10 protein-coding genes are annotated in these 19,416 nt (G+C 38.6%); 7 read left to right on the forward strand and 3 right to left on the reverse strand.

The window, feature by feature from the left end; genetic code table 11:
- Positions 1-15: 15 nt before the first annotated feature.
- The 3 genes from SOM16_RS07080 to SOM16_RS07090 all read left to right on the forward strand — a co-directional run bounded on the left by SOM16_RS07080 (position 16) and on the right by SOM16_RS07090 (position 5,732).
- Positions 16-1,422, forward strand: a complete 1,407-nt coding sequence (locus SOM16_RS07080; RefSeq protein WP_320463290.1) for a RagB/SusD family nutrient uptake outer membrane protein — start codon at positions 16-18, stop codon at positions 1,420-1,422.
- A gap of 25 nt (positions 1,423-1,447) precedes the next feature.
- Complete coding sequence (locus SOM16_RS07085) at positions 1,448-2,830, forward strand: TlpA disulfide reductase family protein (protein ID WP_320463291.1); 1,383 nt, start codon at positions 1,448-1,450, stop codon at positions 2,828-2,830.
- Positions 2,831-2,903: 73 nt separating this feature from the next.
- Positions 2,904-5,732, forward strand: a complete 2,829-nt coding sequence (locus SOM16_RS07090; RefSeq protein WP_320463292.1) for a M16 family metallopeptidase — start codon at positions 2,904-2,906, stop codon at positions 5,730-5,732.
- Between the two features lie 687 nt (positions 5,733-6,419).
- On the opposite strand, the gene SOM16_RS07095 is transcribed toward SOM16_RS07090, so the two are convergent.
- The gene (locus SOM16_RS07095) at positions 6,420-8,645 is read right to left on the reverse strand and encodes a S41 family peptidase (RefSeq protein WP_320463293.1); all 2,226 of its coding nucleotides are present in this window, start codon (positions 8,643-8,645) and stop codon (positions 6,420-6,422) included.
- Positions 8,646-9,224: 579 nt separating this feature from the next.
- Here SOM16_RS07095 and SOM16_RS07100 point away from each other — a divergent pair.
- Positions 9,225-10,469 (forward strand): acyltransferase, encoded by a 1,245-nt coding sequence (locus SOM16_RS07100; RefSeq protein ID WP_320463294.1) that lies wholly within the window; start codon positions 9,225-9,227, stop codon positions 10,467-10,469.
- Positions 10,470-11,196: 727 nt separating this feature from the next.
- Here the strand turns inward: SOM16_RS07100 and SOM16_RS07105 are convergent.
- Both SOM16_RS07105 and SOM16_RS07110 read right to left on the reverse strand, forming a co-directional pair.
- Positions 11,197-12,063, reverse strand: a complete 867-nt coding sequence (locus tag SOM16_RS07105) for a hypothetical protein (protein ID WP_320463295.1) — start codon at positions 12,061-12,063, stop codon at positions 11,197-11,199.
- A 57-nt stretch (positions 12,064-12,120) separates the two neighbouring features.
- Positions 12,121-13,143: a hypothetical protein gene (locus SOM16_RS07110; RefSeq protein ID WP_320463296.1), complete on the reverse strand. Its 1,023-nt coding sequence runs from the start codon at positions 13,141-13,143 to the stop codon at positions 12,121-12,123.
- A gap of 803 nt (positions 13,144-13,946) precedes the next feature.
- Between SOM16_RS07110 and SOM16_RS07115 the strand changes: the two genes are divergently transcribed.
- The 3 genes from SOM16_RS07115 to SOM16_RS07125 all read left to right on the forward strand — a co-directional run bounded on the left by SOM16_RS07115 (position 13,947) and on the right by SOM16_RS07125 (position 19,413).
- Complete coding sequence (locus tag SOM16_RS07115; RefSeq protein ID WP_320463297.1) at positions 13,947-14,549, forward strand: RNA polymerase sigma factor; 603 nt, start codon at positions 13,947-13,949, stop codon at positions 14,547-14,549.
- A gap of 68 nt (positions 14,550-14,617) precedes the next feature.
- On the forward strand, positions 14,618-15,760 hold the full coding sequence (locus SOM16_RS07120; protein WP_320463298.1) for a FecR family protein: 1,143 nt from the start codon (positions 14,618-14,620) through the stop codon (positions 15,758-15,760).
- Positions 15,761-15,804: 44 nt separating this feature from the next.
- A complete protein-coding gene (locus SOM16_RS07125) occupies positions 15,805-19,413 on the forward strand; it encodes a SusC/RagA family TonB-linked outer membrane protein (RefSeq protein WP_320463299.1) in 3,609 nt (1,202 codons plus the stop codon).
- Positions 19,414-19,416 lie beyond the last annotated feature (3 nt).

A 19,416-nucleotide genomic window follows, 5' to 3' on the forward strand; every position in this document is an offset into this window, starting at 1 on the left:
TCTAACGTAACTGACATGAACGCAAAATACGTAATAAACATCCTCGCTTTAACGCTGATCATACATTGCTTTGGCTGCACCAAGTTTGTTGATGTAGACCCACCCAAAACTTTACTGCTGACTTCTGAAGCATTTAAAACAAACGAAAGCGCCACCGCGGTGGTTACCGGTATTTATAGCCAGATGCTGTCACTTGACGCTTCTCCTGCTGGTTTCGGTGCCACACTTTACCCCGGATTATCAGCTGACGAGTTGGCAAATTTCAATTCTAGTGCAGATGTTAATCAATTTACTACCAATCAATTAAGTCCGCTTAATGCCGTAGTTTCCACCATCTGGATCAGTAGTTATAAAATGATCGGACAAGCAAATAGCGCAATAGCCGGGTTAACGAAATCGACCACCCTCAGCCCGGCAATTAAAGCCCAATTGCTTGGAGAAGCAAAGATATCCCGTGCACTAATTTATTTTTACCTGGTAAATTTATATGGTGATGTACCACTGGTATTAACTACGGACTGGACTGCAAATCAGGCCCTTGCCCGTACGCCTAAAGCGCAGGTCTACGCACAGATGATTCAGGATCTGAGAGAGGCTGCCACAGAAACCAATGAGACTTATCCAACAGGTGAAAAGGTGAGGCCTAATAAATATGCAGCGCTGGCATTACTTTCCCGGGTTTATCTCTATACAAATGATTATTCGAATGCAGAAACAACAGCGAGCCAAGTGATCGAATCGGGTAAGTATGGCCCTCTGCCGGATGTGGATGATGTTTTTTTACCAAACAGCGACGAAGCGATATGGCAACTGTCTCCAACCCCGGGTTTAGGTTATGTAACTTATGAAGGCTATACCTTTATACCATCTAGTACAACACGTCCGCCGGCTTATTACTTTACCGATAGTTTGCTTAATGCATTCGAGCCAGGTGATAAACGTAAAGATCAATGGATTGCAAACCGCGAATATCTCGGTACTACTTATTCTTACCCTTTTAAATACAAACTCGCCAATTCATCAGGCGGCTTAAATGAATATTATACCATATTACGCCTTTCGGAAACCTATTTGATACGTGCGGAAGCGAGGGCGCAGAATAATGATCTAACGGGTGCATTAGCAGATTTAAATATCATTCGCGACCGCTCCCGGGCTGATGTTACTGTGGACGTTCCAAATCCTTTACCTGCCTTATCATCTCTGTCAAAAGCCGATGTTCTTACTGCCATTGACCACGAGCGCAGAACAGAATTATTTGCCGAGTGGGGACATCGCTGGTTTGATTTAAAAAGAACTGCTAAAGCTGACGCTATTCTAGGTCCGCAAAAGTCAAACTGGAATGTCAATTCGCAACTATATCCTATTCCGCAAGCTGAAATACTATCGGATAACAAACTTACCCAAAACCCTGGTTATTAATACACCAGTTACATAAAAACAAAATATGAAAAATATACTTAAATATTCATTGCTAATATTATTATACATTACGTTTAGTTTATCCTCCGCCAACCTGCTCGCCCAAAATAAAAAAGGTGCTGGTGCTGACCGCAAAAAAGCTGAACAAGCTAAAATAACGCTGTTTGAAAAGACATTCAAAACAAAGAAACTGGATTCAATAGAAATCTATTTAAATCAATTTCTCAAACGTTATCCAGCAGAACCAGTTGGATCAAGATTCGGTTCCGACGTACTTTACGGCGATATCGGTCAGCGGATGGCTGAAGAAAAAAGGTGGGATAAATATGAATTTTACCTGTCTAAACTTAGTAATGCTGCAAGTACAGAGTTGGATTATGGTATTGCTGTAGATCTAACAAAAACCGGGAGTGACCTGAATGTGGCCGAACATCTTGCGTTAAGGGCTATTATGGGATATGAAAAAGATAATGCGGCCGACCTTCCTAAAGATGGTAAGCCGGACAGTACCTTTATTAAAAATGAAGAAGAACAGGCGAGAGGAATCTTTAGGAGAGTTTATATCAACGGTAAACCTGACAGTACGCTTTTAAATAACGAAAAGATCAGAAAGTATGGAAGTATGGCTGGTTTATATGCAGAAATAGCCTATCATAATAAACATTATACTTTAGGATTGCCTTATGCATTAAAAGCCAAAGACATTTTAGGTGATAAGGCTGAGGAATTATACCTCAAGTTACTGGCCCAGACAGCAGAACCAGCTGTTGCACTATCTGCAATTGCAGTGCGTTACAACAATGGACGTATAAATGATGATGAGTTTCCTCAAATTGTAGCTGAACTTTATAAAAAAGCTTATCCAGAAAGAAACGATTTCAAAGCCTATTATGAAGGATTGCGTAGTCAATTGATCGCTGCAAATAAAGCAAGGATAAGTAAAGAACGGTTATCTCTTCCTGCTTCAGACTTTAGTCTCTTGAACTTAAAGGGTGAAACAGTTAAACTCTCTGATCTAAAAGGTAAAACAGTAGTTATCGACTTCTGGGCGACCTGGTGCGTTTTTTGTAAAAAGGGTTTTCCTGCTATGCAAAAGGTTATTAATAGTTATAGTGATAATGACAAAGTAGTCTTCCTTTTTATTAATACCCAGGAATCACTTTCAGAAGAAGCCCGCAAAAAGCAAATCGCCGATTACATTGTGAATAGCAAGTTTAACTTCAACGTATTATTTGATACCAGGAAATCCCCGGAATACGATGTCGTAACGGCATATAAAGTGGACGGCCTGCCGACTAAATTTGTGATTAGCCCCGACGGTAAAGTTGCATTTAAGGATGTCGGCTATGCCGGAAGTGACGAAAAACTGATCAATGACCTTACGGCGATGATAGAACTAACACGTTAACCTACCTAACACTTATTTTTCATTACACTTCATTGGCATAACTGTGGCTTTGAAGTGCTTACCCTTGCATTTAATGATTACATATTCGAAATTACTTGTAGCAACAGTAATAGTTCTGCTGCTACAAAATGGTTTGGCGCACAGTCAGACAGGAAATTCCAAAAAAACTACAAGTACTACGCTGCTACCGCTTGATCCCGCTGTCCGCAAAGGAACATTAACTAACGGCTTTACTTATTACATCCGTCGGAATACGGAACCTAAAAACCGGGTTGTTTTTTACCTCGCCAACAAGGTTGGCTCTATCCTGGAAAATGATGACCAACGGGGCCTGGCACATTTTATGGAACATATGAGTTTTAACGGAACAAAACATTATCCAAAAAATGAATTGGTCAACTACCTGCAAAAGTCTGGTGTAAGGTTCGGTGCAGACTTAAATGCTTATACTAGTTTCGACGAAACCGTCTACCAACTGCCCTTACCATCTGATAATCCTGAATTACTTAAAAACGGTATCCAGATACTTAGGGACTGGGCGCAGGATGCTTTGTTGGAGCAAAAGGAAATTGACCAGGAACGAGGTATCGTTCTGGAGGAAAAGAGGCTGAGCAAGGGTGCTGGGGAACGTATGCAACAGCTGTCGCTACCTGTGCTTTACAACCAGTCTAGATATGCGAACCGATCACCGATAGGCACGGAGGAAGTGCTGAAAACTTTTGATCAGGAAACTTTAAAAAGATTTTATAAAGACTGGTATAGACCGAATTTGCAGGCACTAATTGTGGTAGGCGATGTCGATGTAAATGAAATGGAAAAGACCATTAAAAGCAAATTTTCAGACCTTAAAAATCCGAAAAATGAGAAAATTAGGCCGGATTACAAGATAAACCTGAACGGCAAGAATCAATACATTGCCATAACGGATCCAGAAATGACCGGTACCGTTGCACAAGTGATGATCAAACGTAAAAGCATCACTGTACATTCAGCCTCTGATTATCGTGAGTCGATGGTCCAGGATCTTTTCAATGCGATGCTGGCTGAGCGTTATGAAGAACTTGTTAAAGATGCTGAGCCGCCATTTATTCAGGGTAGTGCTGGCGTAAGGGGAATCATCAATGGTGTAGATGCCTTTAATGCTTCGGTAGTGGCTAAGCCCGGCGACCTCGAAAATGGGTTCAAAGCAGTTTGGCGTGAGGTTGAAAGGCTGAAACTTTATGGCTTTACAAAAACGGAACTTGAACGCGCGAAGGTAAATTTTAAAAGTAAGACAGATATAGCTTACCGACAAAGAAACCAAACCCGGTCCGATCGGTATGTTCAGGATTACCTGGATAATTTCCTTAATGGCACCGCTTCTCCAGGAGTTGTAAAAGAATATCAATTGATTAATTCCGTCTTACCAGCCATTACGCTCAAAGACGTAAATAGCCTGGCTGGCAATTTTACGAAGGATGTAAACCGTGATATTATCATTAAAGCTCCTGAGAAGGATAAAAACCAGTTACCGGGTGAAGCAATATTTTTAACCTGGATGGAAGCGGTAAGACAGGAGCAGTTGAAACCTTATGTCGATGATGCGCTGTCTCAGCCATTATTGGTGCACACACCTGTTGCTGGTAAAATTGTAAAACAATCCCCTCTGAATTCGTTGGGCGCAACTGAATTGACTTTGAGCAATGGAGTCAGGGTAATACTCAAGCCTACAACATTCAAAGAAAATGATATCAGGTTTACAGCTTATGCACCAGGTGGTACTTCATTATACAGTGATGCTGATTTTGAGTCGGCAGATAATGCCAGTAGCGTTGTTTCAGCAGGAGGGATAGGTCAGTTCAACATGAACCAGTTACAAAAGGTACTGGCCGGTAAACAGGTTAATGTCGCGCCTTTTATAGGTGAACTGAGCCAAGGCATGTATGGCTCGACGACGACTCAAGATCTGGAAACGGAAATGAAATTGATTTACCTTTATTTTACACAACCGCGTAAAGACGAAAAAGTATTTCAAAGTGAAATTGCCCGTGCAAAGGCAGGTCTGGCTTACCAAGGAAACGATCCAAACAGTATTTTCAACGATACAGTCAGCGCCGTAATAGGCAACTATAATATCCGAAAAACAGGGCCAAGCATTGAGAAACTGGATGCTGTTGATCTTGAAAAATGTTTACGAATTTATAAAGAACGCTTTGCCGATGCAGGGAATTTTACGTTCACCTTTGTGGGCAGCCTTGATATTGAAAAAATAAAGCCATTGCTGGAGACTTATCTTGGGGCTTTACCATCAACAAATATTCATGAAGAAGCTAGAAATCTGAATATTTTACCTCCATCAGGGAAGATATATAAGACGGTTTATAAAGGGAAGGAAGAGAAAGCTTCAGTTACTTTACTGCTGACCGGGCCATATGAATTTGAGGAGAAAAACAATAAAGTTGTGCAAGCCCTGGCAGAGGTACTGGAGATCAGGTTACTGGAAAGGCTAAGAGAAACGGAAGGTGGGGTATATGCACCATCCTGCAATGCGTCTTATGTAAAATACCCGACAGGGAGATGTGGATTGGAAATTTCTTTTGGCTGTAGTCCGGAAAACACGGAGAAATTGATCGCATCAGCTTTAGACGAACTAAATAAATTAAGGGAGCAGGGTCCAGATGAAGTAAATATTCTGAAGTTTAAGGCCGAAAATAAGCGGGCCATGGAGCCTTTGCTCAGAAGTAATGGGTTTTGGTTAAATTATATAAGCGGTCAGTTACAAAATAAGATGGATTTGAATGAAATCAATCGCTATGATGAGACCCTTGACGCAGTAACCAGGCAAAGTATACAATTGGCCGCCAGAAAATATTTTTCCGGAGATAACCTCTTGCAGTTCGTTTTAATGCCAGAAAAAAACTAATCTTTAATTAGCGTCACCGGTTATATTATTGACCGTAGAAATGTTCTATGTTTTTACGTTGGAGTTAATAGTTTAATTAAGGCCTCCCAAAATATTGGGAGGCCTTTTTTGGATCAACAACTAAAATATGATTTGACAACAAGTTCATCGGTGCTAACGATAGAACTTACGAGGCTGTTTATTTCAGGCCGTTCAATTTCAGGCCAGCCGATACATTGGGAAAATCACACGCTGTTCAGTACATGCCAATCCGAAATATGACTGGCCAGTATTGCGCGAGCGCTTTCCAGGAATGTATGAAAAGGCAATGCCGTCCGATATAGAACCAGATGAATGGTTCAATGTTAAGCTTGTGATAACAGCTGAGTCAGTAAGTGTATATCTTAATAGAAGTAAAGTTCCGGTTCTTAAGACCAAACTATTGGGTGAAACTCAGGGGAAAATGAGCGGATATTGGGTAGGGAATGGTTCCGGCGGGGAATGGAAAAATCTTGATATTAAAAGGTGGAAATAATACACTAGTTGTCCCCTCTTTCTGCACACAATTATACAATTCTTATTTGCCGTATTCGTTATCCACTTTCTCTTCGCTAAAGTCTTACAAAAAAGCCTTTTTTTTGATAAAATATCACGACTAAGTTGGATTTATCTTACGCTATCAATAACCGTGGTCTATTGTACATATAATTAGTTGTTAGTTAAAATATCAATAGCTTTCTCCAGTAATTCGTCTTTTCTTTCAATCATCCCTTTAATTGTTGGTTTTACAATAAAATCAATTTTCACTCCGGCACCCTGTGTAGGCGAATTATCCGGGTAAAATACGCCCTTACTTGATATCCTGGTGTAAATGCCACCTGGAAGGACAATAGTGGTTACCTCACCATCTGCGCCTGCTGTCTGGCTTCCAATTACGCTAACGTTTGGTGAACTCTGGAGTGCCATTGTTGTGAACTCTCCCTGGCTCTGCGTGTCGGAATTGACAATCACAACTACCTTCCCGTTATATGATTTGCCATTTTTTGCTGGTCCGTTATACTCAGAATCAGTGATGACGAATGTGCCTGGATTTGAATAGTCTACCGTAGACAACTTTAAAAACATACTTTTGAATGGTTTTATATAGCTTGCAAAGGTGTTAGGCATAAAGTCAGACGGATACTCCCTAAGGTCTACAATCATCCCCTTTGTTTTAGCAAACATTTTTTCTATCTGAGGCAACTCCGAATTTCGGTATTTACCTGCATTAACATAGCCAATCTGATCGTTTATTAAATAATAAGCTTCTTTTTCTTTTTGTTCGGGCGCCCTGTAATTTGATTTGCCCTTGAGCGTTTTGATGTTTAATTTGATTAGCCTTCCATTTCGCTTAACCACAAACTGCATTTCTTCCTCGTTAGTTCTCATTAGAAAGTTCCATGGCAAATCTCTCAATTGAGTGTCATAATTGGAAGCTGGTGTGATGGGCAAGTATTTCTTGACAAGTTTTTCAATTCGCTCACCATTGATCGAGATCATAATATCTCCGATTTTAACCTTCTCCTGAATATCTAAAGTATCGGTACGGTATCCGCTTACCACCAACTTTTTTTCGACAAAATCTGCTCTAAATGGAACGCGATATTTCCCTTTTATTGATTCTAGAGTTTGATAATTATTGAAGATGTTGGCATGAGTGTCCTTAATTGTTGCAATTAGTCTTAATGTTGCAAGTGTATACTCCTCTGCACTCTTGGCAACTAAAAATTGTGGAATGAAGTCCCTCAAAACTTGGTTCCAATGGTATTCTGTAATGTTTCTGTAGGGAGAATAGTAATTTATGATAGACCAATATCGAAATAACGAGAGTAGCCTGTACCCTGCATCTGGAAAGACCATCTCATCATAGCTTTTTTCATTGACGAATAGAGGGAAACCCAGGCCGGGTTCTTTTTTAACCCAATAATTCTGCTTTCCCGACCTGTTTTGCTGAATGTAACTAAGTTTGTTTGTTAAGCTTGCTGATAGCATTTTTCCTGTAAAAAGATCTCCATAATCCGGAGCCATTAACACTTCAGATGCAGATGGCATTTTACAGTTATCACACTTTTTTACTTTAGGAAGGGAATCTATATAAGCCTCAAGAGAATAACTTAAATCGCGAAGATTATTACACTTGAGTGTCTTGCCTAAGAGTTTAAATAATTCGCCATCCCAGTTCACATCGCCGCTACCAGCATATGGGTGGTGATACTTCAGAAATCCCCATACCTGTCCAACAATAGCCAGTTTAGTAATGTCATTGGCATTTGTCTGTACATGGGTTATACCTGAACCATGCAGATAAGAAGTATTTCCCTGAGCTTTTTTTGGAGGGATTCGCCTTAAGTTTTGCATCGGCTTCCCATCCTTAAAAAGCTGAAACTTATCGAACCAGACTTTGCCAACCCCATTTAGAAATCCTCCGTAAGCTATTTCCTTTACTTTTTTGGTATATGGGAGTTTGATACTATATTCTGCCCAATTATGGGTACCTGCCTGCTTTGTATCAATAAATGCTAATTGGCCATTTTCTCCTTCCAGCTTCAACCATAATCCAGCATAGTGATTTCCAACTTCGTCCATTTTCACAAAGCCTTTCAACTCGATCAAACCTTCTTCCTTGCCCGACGTATCATCTGCCTCTATTTGGAAATAATTCCCGACTTCTTGTGGAGTATTGAAATCAATGGTATTTTCAATAGATAAGCTGTATTTTCCCTCATACTTTGTAATGGAATCCAATTTGATAGTATTGTAATTTGGTGCCTGAAATGACCATCCGATAGGAAGCGAGTTAGCTCCGTCTATAGACTCGAATCCGTTGTTATGGTCCGTTGCTTTATTAAATCCGAACCATAAAATAAGGAAAGAAAGTAAATAATATTTTGCCATCTAATACTAATCTTGACTGAACCAATACGATTATTGCCGAACCTAATAATTATATTCCTTAATACAAAGTATCGGTTCCTAACAGCTTGCTACAAAAACAAATTATACGCGATTATATAGAAAAAACAGATTTGAAAAGTTAATAGACTTCTAACCATGATATTTACCTTATTAATACTAAGTTCTAATGATCGTCTAATAAACATTCCGCGGAATGTTTAAGTCGCTAACAATTTTAAAATACTTATTCTTTTATCTTCTTCAAAACTCTTTCTTTTTTTACTTATCCATGTATTGCAGCAAATTATATTTTAATAAATAGCGATAAGTTAAGAAGAAAAACACCTTCAGCACTACTCGTCATTATTTACTAGATTTTAAAGGAAGTTGGCAGATCACTTTTCGGGTTTAAATAGGCAATTATACTTTCAAGACCAGATTAGAAATAGTTGTTAGCACGTCTTTCAGTTTTGGTCTCATATTTTTTTTCATGATGTTTATTTGTTAGTTTTGATTTAAGGAAACCACTACGCTTCTCAGACCTGTCTACCCTGAATATCGGGATATAGCTATGACGTTATGATACCTAATCAAGTGGCGGTAATTTTCCAATGCCTGCTTACAAAACAAACAGACAGACAAAAGAATAAAGTGACAACAACATCAAGCTTAGACATTCATAAGAAATTATACGGACTTGACCATTTAAGAGCATTAGCGATTATAGTAGTTTTCTTTTATCATTATTTTATAGTTACCCATGGCCAACCGAAATGGTTGCCAGATGTAGCTTCGTTCGGTTGGACAGGCGTTGACTTGTTTTTTGTGTTGTGTGGATTTTTAATCTCTTCTCAAATCTTCTATCAAATTAAACAGGAACAACCCATTTCATTTAAAATTTTTTTTATTAAACGATTCTTTAGGATAGTTCCCGCGTTTTTGGTAACAGTTGGACTTTATTTTTGCTTTCCATTTTTCAGAGAAAGAGAAGCATTGCCACCACTCTGGAAGGTTTTAACTTTTACTCAAAATCTTGGGCTTGATGTAAAGGATTTTGGAACCTTTTCTCACGCCTGGTCTCTATGTGTAGAAGAACATTTTTATTTGTTGTTTCCTATAGTTCTAATTTTCTTACAAAGATCCAAGCTATTTGCTAAATCATATTGGCTATTAATAGTGCTGTTTTTATTTGGTTTTGGAATTAGACTTTATTGTTATCACTATTTGTATCTGCCTAAAATTGAAGATGATTACAGTTGGATGTATTGGCACAAATATATTTATTACCCGACGTATAGTCGTCTAGACGGACTTTTAGTTGGCGTTTCCCTTGCGGGCATTTATGTTTTCTTGCCAAAATTTTATGCTAAGATTTCACAATATGGAAACCATTTTATTCTACTGAGTTTATGTATTTTGACAAGTGCCTATCTCTTTTGTGAAGACCAACAAACCTTTAACGCTTCAATTTTTGGTTTTCCATTCATCGCACTTGGTTTTGGATTTATAGTTTTAGGCGCTATTAGTCCGACAAGCCTTTTGTATAAGTGGAATTCAAAAACTACTACGTTTATTGCAAATCTTTCGTTTGCAATCTATTTGACACATAAAGGTATAATTCACGTAACACACAAATTATTAGATCAATTTAAAATAGAAAGTAATATAATGCTCATGATTTGTATAATAACCTGCATACTAGCCGCATATTTACTACACTTGATAATAGAGAAACCATTTATGAAATTACGAAGTATAATTATAAAAGGGAAACTAAAGCCTACCGCCGACATTGGTACTGCTCATATACAAACCGTTAATTGAGCTATCGCTCCACATTATCATAATTCCTTGGTTAGTTAAGATATTTCGAAGGGCCTCCTGAATAAATTTGTTAGGTTATTAACTTATCTGCTACAAATTAAATTCATTTGTTCGATAGTGTTACATATATAGGTATAAAGCATTCACGAAAATGATCATCATAGATAAAGAAGTAAAAGCTGCTTATTTTCATATCTTATCATAGTATTCATCTGTCTGATTGAAGTCTAAATCTAATGTTTTAGTTATGTCTTTATCGAAGGTGGTCAAACCATTCTTGGGCAACAACCATGAACGGCCTTTTTTCCGATGTAAAGGGAAGGAATCAGATCCTGAAAAATGTTTTTGGAAGAGTTTTTTCGACTGTATGAAAGTGATTGGTTCTGTCAAGGAGTAAGTTGAGGTAAAGGCTGGTTGAATCGGATGATATGACAATCCCTTTAATGTAATCCATGAGCGAATTAGGATGTTCCCAGGACGCCGCGGATAAATTATTGCTGTAGGCCAGCCACTGTTTTTCAATGATGTTCAACTTCATGTCTCCAAGAAGATAAAACTCCTTGTCGATGGGAAAGGTATCATCATCATAAAATTTGAAATATTGCGTGTAATTTTAAGCTTGTCTAGCATGGCGTAAAATTTTGTTTGTTTTGTGAAGAGCTATTTGCTGGTAACGGTTATTCTGGCTTTGGTATTAATGTATGAAGATGGAGCTTAGTTATAGGCACTAGTTGATCGTCCGGTTTCCGACTTCCTCCCAGTCGGTCGATTGGATGGAAGTGACCTGTGATTTGCTGAGTAGTTTGATAGACCCATCCATGTATTGAACTTTAATGGCATCGAGCGAGAGGTATTGTGCTGAACTGGAAAAAAAGGTGTTCTCGAAATTGTAGCTTCCGGAATCATTAGGTTTAATGGGGCCTATAGCTCTCACCGTTTTTGTTCCAATTCTGTCGTGCACCGGGTTGGTTGCGGTAACCGTGATATAAAAGTACTTAATGGTCTTTTTGCTCATGTTCAAAAAGGAGATATCAAAGCCAATCGAGTAGCTTTCCCCAGTGATCGAATAGTCAAATATAGCAAGTTGATGTAGATCGTAAGCCCGATAGTTGATCACATCGGCTTTTTTCGGGGAATCATTTTCAAATTCTACCCGTAAATTGTGACGCTTAAAGATCCAGTAGGGTATGCCATCTTCATCGCTAGTAGCTTCGATACTCGGCTGACCGAACGCCTCTAATAGGTAGGCTTTCGTCAACGTACTATCTTCTATCATTGATTTAAGGTCGTAATAGTAGTCATAGGAATATAGGTATTTGTTATAGTTATAATGTTTGAGCATTATGGGAATCTTGCTTAGATCTTCTTTTTTAGAAAAGATGAGGAAAACTGGCTTATTGGTTAGTTTTTTATAATAGACTTCGCCATAAGGGGTGAAGGTCCCTTCGAGTATTCCAAGTTTTAACGAATCTCGAAGAGAATTTATGCTGAAATGTTTATAAGGTAGTTTTTTGCCAGACGGTAGATAGGCGCTGTACTGGCAAATCGCAGCGGTTGGAATAAGTGTTAGAAAGGCAATGATGAACTGTCTCATAAGCGTTGGATAGTTTGTGGTGAAAAAAGGTTTTTGAGACTGGGGGATAATTCGGATTTATTTCCAGCCTTTCCCGTCCAGCTCATTGGCAAGCCATTTAGAATCGAATGATTTTGGGAATTTTTCGATATGCTGTTTTAGGATAAAATGTCTTGGTCCCATGATACCGTAGCTTGATTTCTTTTCAAAGTAAGTGTGATGGAGCTCGTCGAAAAGGTGAAACTTGACCTCACTCTTATTTCCCCAGCCCTGTTCAAGGAAAAATCGTTCCAGTCTTTCCTGGAGTACAGGGGTGAGGGTTCCCTTTAGAACGTTATAGTCCACCAATCCATGGCTGTTGGTCTGAGCTATGACAATGCACTTTGTCTCTCCGATGTACCTTATGGCTTTGTTCTTGTATAGGCCAATGAACCTGTGCGGGGTTTCATTGGTATAGGTTCGGTTATAGTAAAGGTTGTATTTTAGGTTATCGGATTCCGAATTAGTGATTGCTGGGACGTGCATCCTGAAATCCGTATCGTCTAATAGGCCTGCATTGCTGATAAATCCCTGATAATCATTTATCAGGTCTTCGATCTCCAGTTTGTGGCGTGTATTGGTGTCAATGATTACTTCACTTGCCTTTTCTATTAGGCTATGAAAAGAAAGGTCAGCATGAAGTGTGCGCCCAGGCGCTTTTACTTCTGCATCGTACTGTGCAAGTTTTATTGCGAATTCCTGTTTTCGCTGGGCTTTGATTCCGTTTCTTGAAAGGGTTAGCAATATCCTGATCTGTTCATTCTGAAAATGGCTAACATAATCTTCCTTACCCCAAAAGTTGCCGTCCCATAGTTTTGTTTCGATAACGATCTTGAAACTTTGCTGCTGGATCATTCCATCAGGAATGCCCTTACCGCCGCTTGCGCGCTGTTGTGAAAAGGATGGGCCGACAAAAAAGTCGGTTGATCCAGTTAGGTGGTTAAGCAGGGTTTCGAAAAAGCGCCTGTCGATTAAATTGATTCGGCTGAGGAGCAACAAGGTGTTGTTGGTGGCAAAGTTCTCCTGAGAAGAATATCTGGAGAAAAAGTGTATGTTTTCCATTTTTGAGAGGTTAAAGCGATAAAGTTAGAAAATTTTAGCGGTTCGAAGTTATCCCTGAAAGGAAAATCTCAAATTGATCAATATTTAGCTTTGGTTCGGTCTAGAATTCTACTTTTAAATGGTCTAAATTTGGGAAGTGCACAATGGTAGTTTTATGAAAAATAACAAAAGTATGAAACATAAACCTAAACTAATCAAGAGAACAGCTTTTTCTCCAAGTCAATCTTGGATCGTCGGCATTCTCTGTCTGCTCCGACATCATCCAGTCTCACCATCATCGCTACTGAAACGGTTCGAACAAAAACAAGTGATCACTGATCAAGATATCCGGATGGGTCTTAAAAGTCTAACTGTAGCATAATCCAAGATTTTTGCTTTATAATCTTCACCCATAGGCATAATATGATTTCCTCTGAGGTTGATTACATTTTCTATAACCACGTTAATCTTATCTAGCTTGATAATGTAGTTACGATGCACACGTTAAAAAGAATTTTTACGTTGGTATATATATCATTATAAGTTACGCCCTTTCTAAAATACGGGTTTGATCATTTACTCTGCCTAGTGCCGAAGGTTTCATAATAACTTTATTAACCTGAAAATATAAGGACTTGTACTCGTCAAAAAATCTTCGTTTTCCAAACTGGTTAATGAAAATTCTATACTTTGGAGGAAATTTAAGGGTTAATTTTGTAGAATTTTAAACTTTTTTGATGGATACTCCTTAAAGTTTAGCAAATACCTGGGTATAGAAAGTCAATTTCGCGAAATTCATGCGCTTAATTTGTAGCTTTGCAAAAATGCCACCTGATAATCTGATTGATAGCGAAGAATTAAGACACCTTGAAGACCTAAGAGGCGGAAGGAGGGAAGCTTTTGACTTCATATACGCTAAATATAGTAAAATGCTTCTTCCTAAGATGCATAGGATGATCAAAATTCCTGAAATTGTTGAAGAGTTATTGCAGGATGTTTTTTTAAAGGTTTGGCTCAATAGAGCAGAGATCGATCTCAACAAATCATTTAAAAGCTGGATTTTTACCATTGCACAGAATACCATCTATGCCTACTACCGCAAACTGGCACTTGATGTGAAAATGCAAAAGCATCTGCTGGAAACCTTTGCTGAGTTCTACGAGCAAACCGAAGATTATATTTTTAGTAAAGAACGCCTGTCATTGCTAAATGAAGCTATAGAAAAGCTTCCCGCACAACGTAAAGAAATTTTTAGACTTTGTAGAATAGAGGGAAAGAGCTATCAGGAAGCTGCAGAAATTCTGTCGCTGAGTCCATCAACGGTGAGTAATCAGCTGGTAAGTGCAACAAAATACATCAGGCGATACGTCTTTTTCCACGCTCAGGAATTTATTCTTCTTTGTATCGCGGCTTACCTGAAAAGATAAAAATAAAAAAAAAGTTTAAGCATGAATAGTGTGTTCCTCCAGCTCGTGCATATTAGATAGTGACAACGATGGAAAAAAACACTTTAAAACCAGAATTATTCGAACAATTTATTGCAGGAAAAAGCAATGCTGCCGAACTGAAGCAACTTTTTGAATATTTCGGGAATGCTGATCAGCTAGAACTGGAAAGTCTAATTGATGCTGAATTTGAAAAGGAGGCCGGAGCTTTTAGTTCAAGTGATCAGCCTAGACTGGATGCCATTCATTCAAAACTTACTAAACAGCTATTCACCAAGCCAGAAAGTAAAGTGATTAGAATGATCCGGTCAACTGGTGTTATAAAAATTGCTGCTACTGTTTTAGTGGTTTTTTCAATTGGCTTGATGCTGTTCAGGTTTTTAAATCCACCTCATGCTGTGATTCCAGGTTCTGCTATTGCAACATTAAGTTTGTATGGAAAAAAAGCTAAACTTGGATCAACGAAAAAGGGAGTGATTTATGCCCAACATGGCATTCAGATCATTAGCAAGGCAGATGGTTCAATTGTTTACATGGCTGTAAACGCTGATTCTGCAACGGCTGCCCAGCTGAACACGCTGGAAACACCAAAAGGTGGTGAGTATAAAATTACATTGGGCGACGGCTCTATTGTGATGTTAAATGCTGGCTCAAAGTTAACTTTCCCGATGGATTTTCGCGGCCCGGAGCGGAAAGTTTTTGTAGAAGGAGAGGCCTTCTTTAATGTGGTAAAAAATCCTGAGAAACCATTTATTGTTGCCGTTGGTGGCAGTGAAATTAAAGTTTTAGGTACACAGTTTAATGTGAACAGCTATCCTGAAACAAAAGGAATAGAAGCAACATTATTGGAGGGCAGTATTCAGTTCTCCAATACAAGTGGCAAAGTTGTACTAAAGCCCAATCAACAGGTTTTGGCAGGCTTCAGCAAATTTGATTTAAGAAACGTTGCAGCTGAAGATTTTAACGCATGGACCAAAGGTGAGTTTTTGTTTAACGATACGCCTTTGGCGGTGGTGATGCAGAAATTAGCCAGATGGTATAATGTTGAAGTAGATTTGGCAGCTTTGCCGAACAAAAATCTCTACCTTAAATTATCTCGGAAGTCGGATATTGATAAAGTTTTGGAACACATTTCAAAAGCCACCGGCCACAAATTTGATTTAAAAGCGAATAAAATTGTATTAGAAGAGTAAGATTTCCCGTCCTCGTCAACTAACAACCAACCAAACTAAATTTTATGACAAACTACTACCTTCGCTTCGTCCGATCGGGATGGGGTTATTTATTAAACTGTTCGGCATTTCTATGGATATTGATGTTTATATCCTTTGATGCAATTGCACAAAACAACCAGTATAAGTTTACTCAGGCTCCGCTAAACTCGGTTATATCGCAAATTTCGCAGCGAACATCTTTTGAATTTGTTTATGATGCTGAATTGGTGAAAAGAGCAAAGCCAATTAATTTAACCATTACAACTTCGGACATTAAAGTGCTAATGGATGCAGTGGTTAAGGGACAGGATTTTACATACGAAATTAGCAGCAACCGAACAATTGTTTTAAAGACTGGTTTTGAAAACCCGGAACAATATATTGTACATGGTATGGTCACAGACAGTGTAGGTGGACCGCTTCCGGGAGCTATGGTTAAAATTAAAGGAACCAACAAGTATGTAAGCACTGATGGAAACGGGCACTTTAATCTAAATTTAACTGATAATGAAAATACTTTAGAGATCAATTATATCGGATATCTTTCAATCACTCAAAAGTTTGATAGAAATACTGCTTTAAAAGTAGTAACAGTAAGATTGAAAGCCAATTCATCATTATTGGCAGATGTTGTCGTGAATGGTTTTCAATCTATCAGCAGAGAACGCTCAACCGGATCAGCAACTATATTAGATAATAAAAAGCTAAACGAAAATATCAATATCGACATACTCACTGCACTGGAAGGAAGGGTTGCGGGATTAGTTTACAATAAGAATCCAAACGGAATTGGTGCTGATCAGCCAGTGTTAAGAGGTAAGGCCACGTTTTCTACAGTGCCTGGAACAAGCGCTCCATTGGTTGTAATTGATGGTTTGCCAACTGAAACGGCGCTGGAAGATATAAATCCTTATGATATAGAATCCATTACTGTATTAAAAGATGGAGCAGCAGCATCTATTTATGGTTCACGATCTGCGAATGGCGTGATCGTGTTGACCACTAAAAAAGGGAATACGCCTTTAACAATATCATTAAATACTGATTTCTTTATTGATACTAAGCCAACCTTCGAAAGCATGCACTATGCTTCCTCCGCTGATGTAGTTGATTTTGAAACTGATGTGTATAATAGAGAACGTGCCCGCTATGCCAATACCGAAACCATGTTTGCTGCTTACGGAACTGTGGCAAACGGCAGCATAAAATATTACAGCCCGCTTTACCAGTTGTTTCGCGATCGGGATGCGGGTAAAGTGACCACTGAACAACTCAATGACCAACTGAATAATTTCAAGAATACAGATTATTACGAACAGTACCGTGATCATGTTTGGCAAAATGCCTTTCGCCAGCGGTACAATTTGTCGTTAAGTTCAGCAAGCTCAAAATCAAATACTTTTACCTCCATTAATTACGACCGTTCCGCTGATCGGGTAATTGGGAATAATAGTCAAAGGATTGCACTATATTTCAAAAATTCCTACAATATTAAGAAATGGTTAACCACCAACATCGGTTTCAATGGTGCTTATTCTTCCGCTACATCAACCGATGTAAGTTATGATTCTTACAATACTATCTCTCCTCGGTATGCTTCTATAGTGAATCCTGATGGAAGTTTGGCTTACGCTAATTATGTAAATCTTCCCGACGGAATTGCGGGTTCGCCCATTAATGGTGCGGTTGCAGGCGGATTAGTAAATGTGCCCCAATATAAATCATATCGGTTTAATATTTTAGAATCATTAAACGAGGGACTAACTGATGCAAATACAGTTTCTTTAAGAGCGTTTGCTGATATCCAGGCTAAAATTATGGATGGCTTAAATTTCTCCAGTCAAATACAATATGAATTAGGTACAACAAAAACGGAACAAATTTATGATGTAAATTCCTATAAAATGAGGGCAGCATACAATGCTTTAATAAGTTATACCCCAGCTACAAATGCATATAGCTATGGATTACCGACTGGTGGTAGAATCAGTCAGAATATGCAACAGAAAAATTCATATACCTTCAGAAATCAGCTAAGTTACGACAAGTCGTTCGGTGGTGGTAAACATGCTGTTGCAGCTATTCTGGGAACAGAGATGCGTCAGACTTTTTTGCCTATTGGAATGAGTGATATCAGGTATGGATATGATCCGGTAACGTTAACAACAACCATCATCAATAATCAAACAGTGAGTCAAACAGGTTTGCCGAGTTATATCTTCGGGCGTAACCTTACTCTAGGAATTGCTGGCCGCTCGTTTCAAGAAATAAAACACAGAAACCTTTCGTATTTCTCAAATGCCAGTTACACCTATCTAAATCGATATAACGTAACCGGAAGTTTCAGGATAGATCAGGCCGACTTTTTTGGAGCGGACCCTGAGTATAAAAACAAACCATTATGGTCTGTCGGTTTAGGATGGAACGCCAGTAACGAGCAATTCTTGGAGTCGCTTGGATGGATCAATTTATTGAAAGTTCGTGCAACTTACGGAGTTAATGGGAACCAAAATACAGAAACTACAAAGTTCTTGACTGCCAGAAGAGTAAATGATAACCTAATTACATCACTGCAATATTTAAATATCCTTGGTCTGCCAAATCCTAAACTAAGATGGGAAAAAACAGAGACTTATAACCTTGGTTTAGATATGGCTTTCCTGGGTAATCGATTACGGGGTACAATTGATTTTTACGATAGAAAAAGCACTGATCTGATGGTTACTACCGATTTAGATCCAACTGTAGGAGCGGCTTCGTTAGTGATCAATAACGGTATTTTAAGAAATAGAGGAATAGAATTTACGGTAAATGGCAACTGGTTTGAATCTGGAGATTTGAAATTAAGCTCGACATTTGTGATAGGATTTAACAGAAGTAAAATAGGAAAAGTGAACAGGGCCCTTGCTACTGCAGCTTCTTATGTGAGTTCACCGCAAAATTATTATACTGAAGGAACAGATTACAATACTTTATATGCTTACCGCTATGGCGGGATGACAAATGGTTATCCTTATTTTCTAGATGAAAACGGAAGATCAACCCTGGACTTCGATGCAAGTGGAAACCCGGTTGTAGCAAGCAGTCGTGATATTAATAATTATGCTGCACTGAAAAGTATGGGCTCCTTAATACCAACCTATAATGGTTCATTTTCTCAACGTATTTCTTACAGGAATTTTGATTTGAGCGCATTATTGGTTTTTTCCGGCGGTAACGTGATGAGGAAGGATGTGACGCCATTAGGCGCTAACGATATCTCGGATTTGGATATTACACAACGATATAAAAACGGGATTGTACCAGAACTACCAAGGCTGTATGTAGATTATTCAGAGGCAATGTTACAGCGGGCATCTTCGATATCAACCATGTGGCAGAAGGCTGATGTAAATGTGGTAGATGCTGATTATGTTAAGCTCAGAAGCATTTCTTTGGGGTATCATTTACCCAAACAATTTGTTAAAAAATTTAATATTCCTTCCGCCAAATTTACCGCGCAAGTTAACAATTTATGGTATGCGAGTGCTGCTGGCGATGATATAGATCCAGAATCATATTCGCTTAATAGTGGCACCAGAACATTACAAAATCCTAAATCTTTTGTATTAGGAATCAACTTAACTTTTTAACAT

Source organism: Pedobacter sp. CFBP9032 (assembly GCF_034045265.1).
Lineage (GTDB): Bacteria > Bacteroidota > Bacteroidia > Sphingobacteriales > Sphingobacteriaceae > Pedobacter.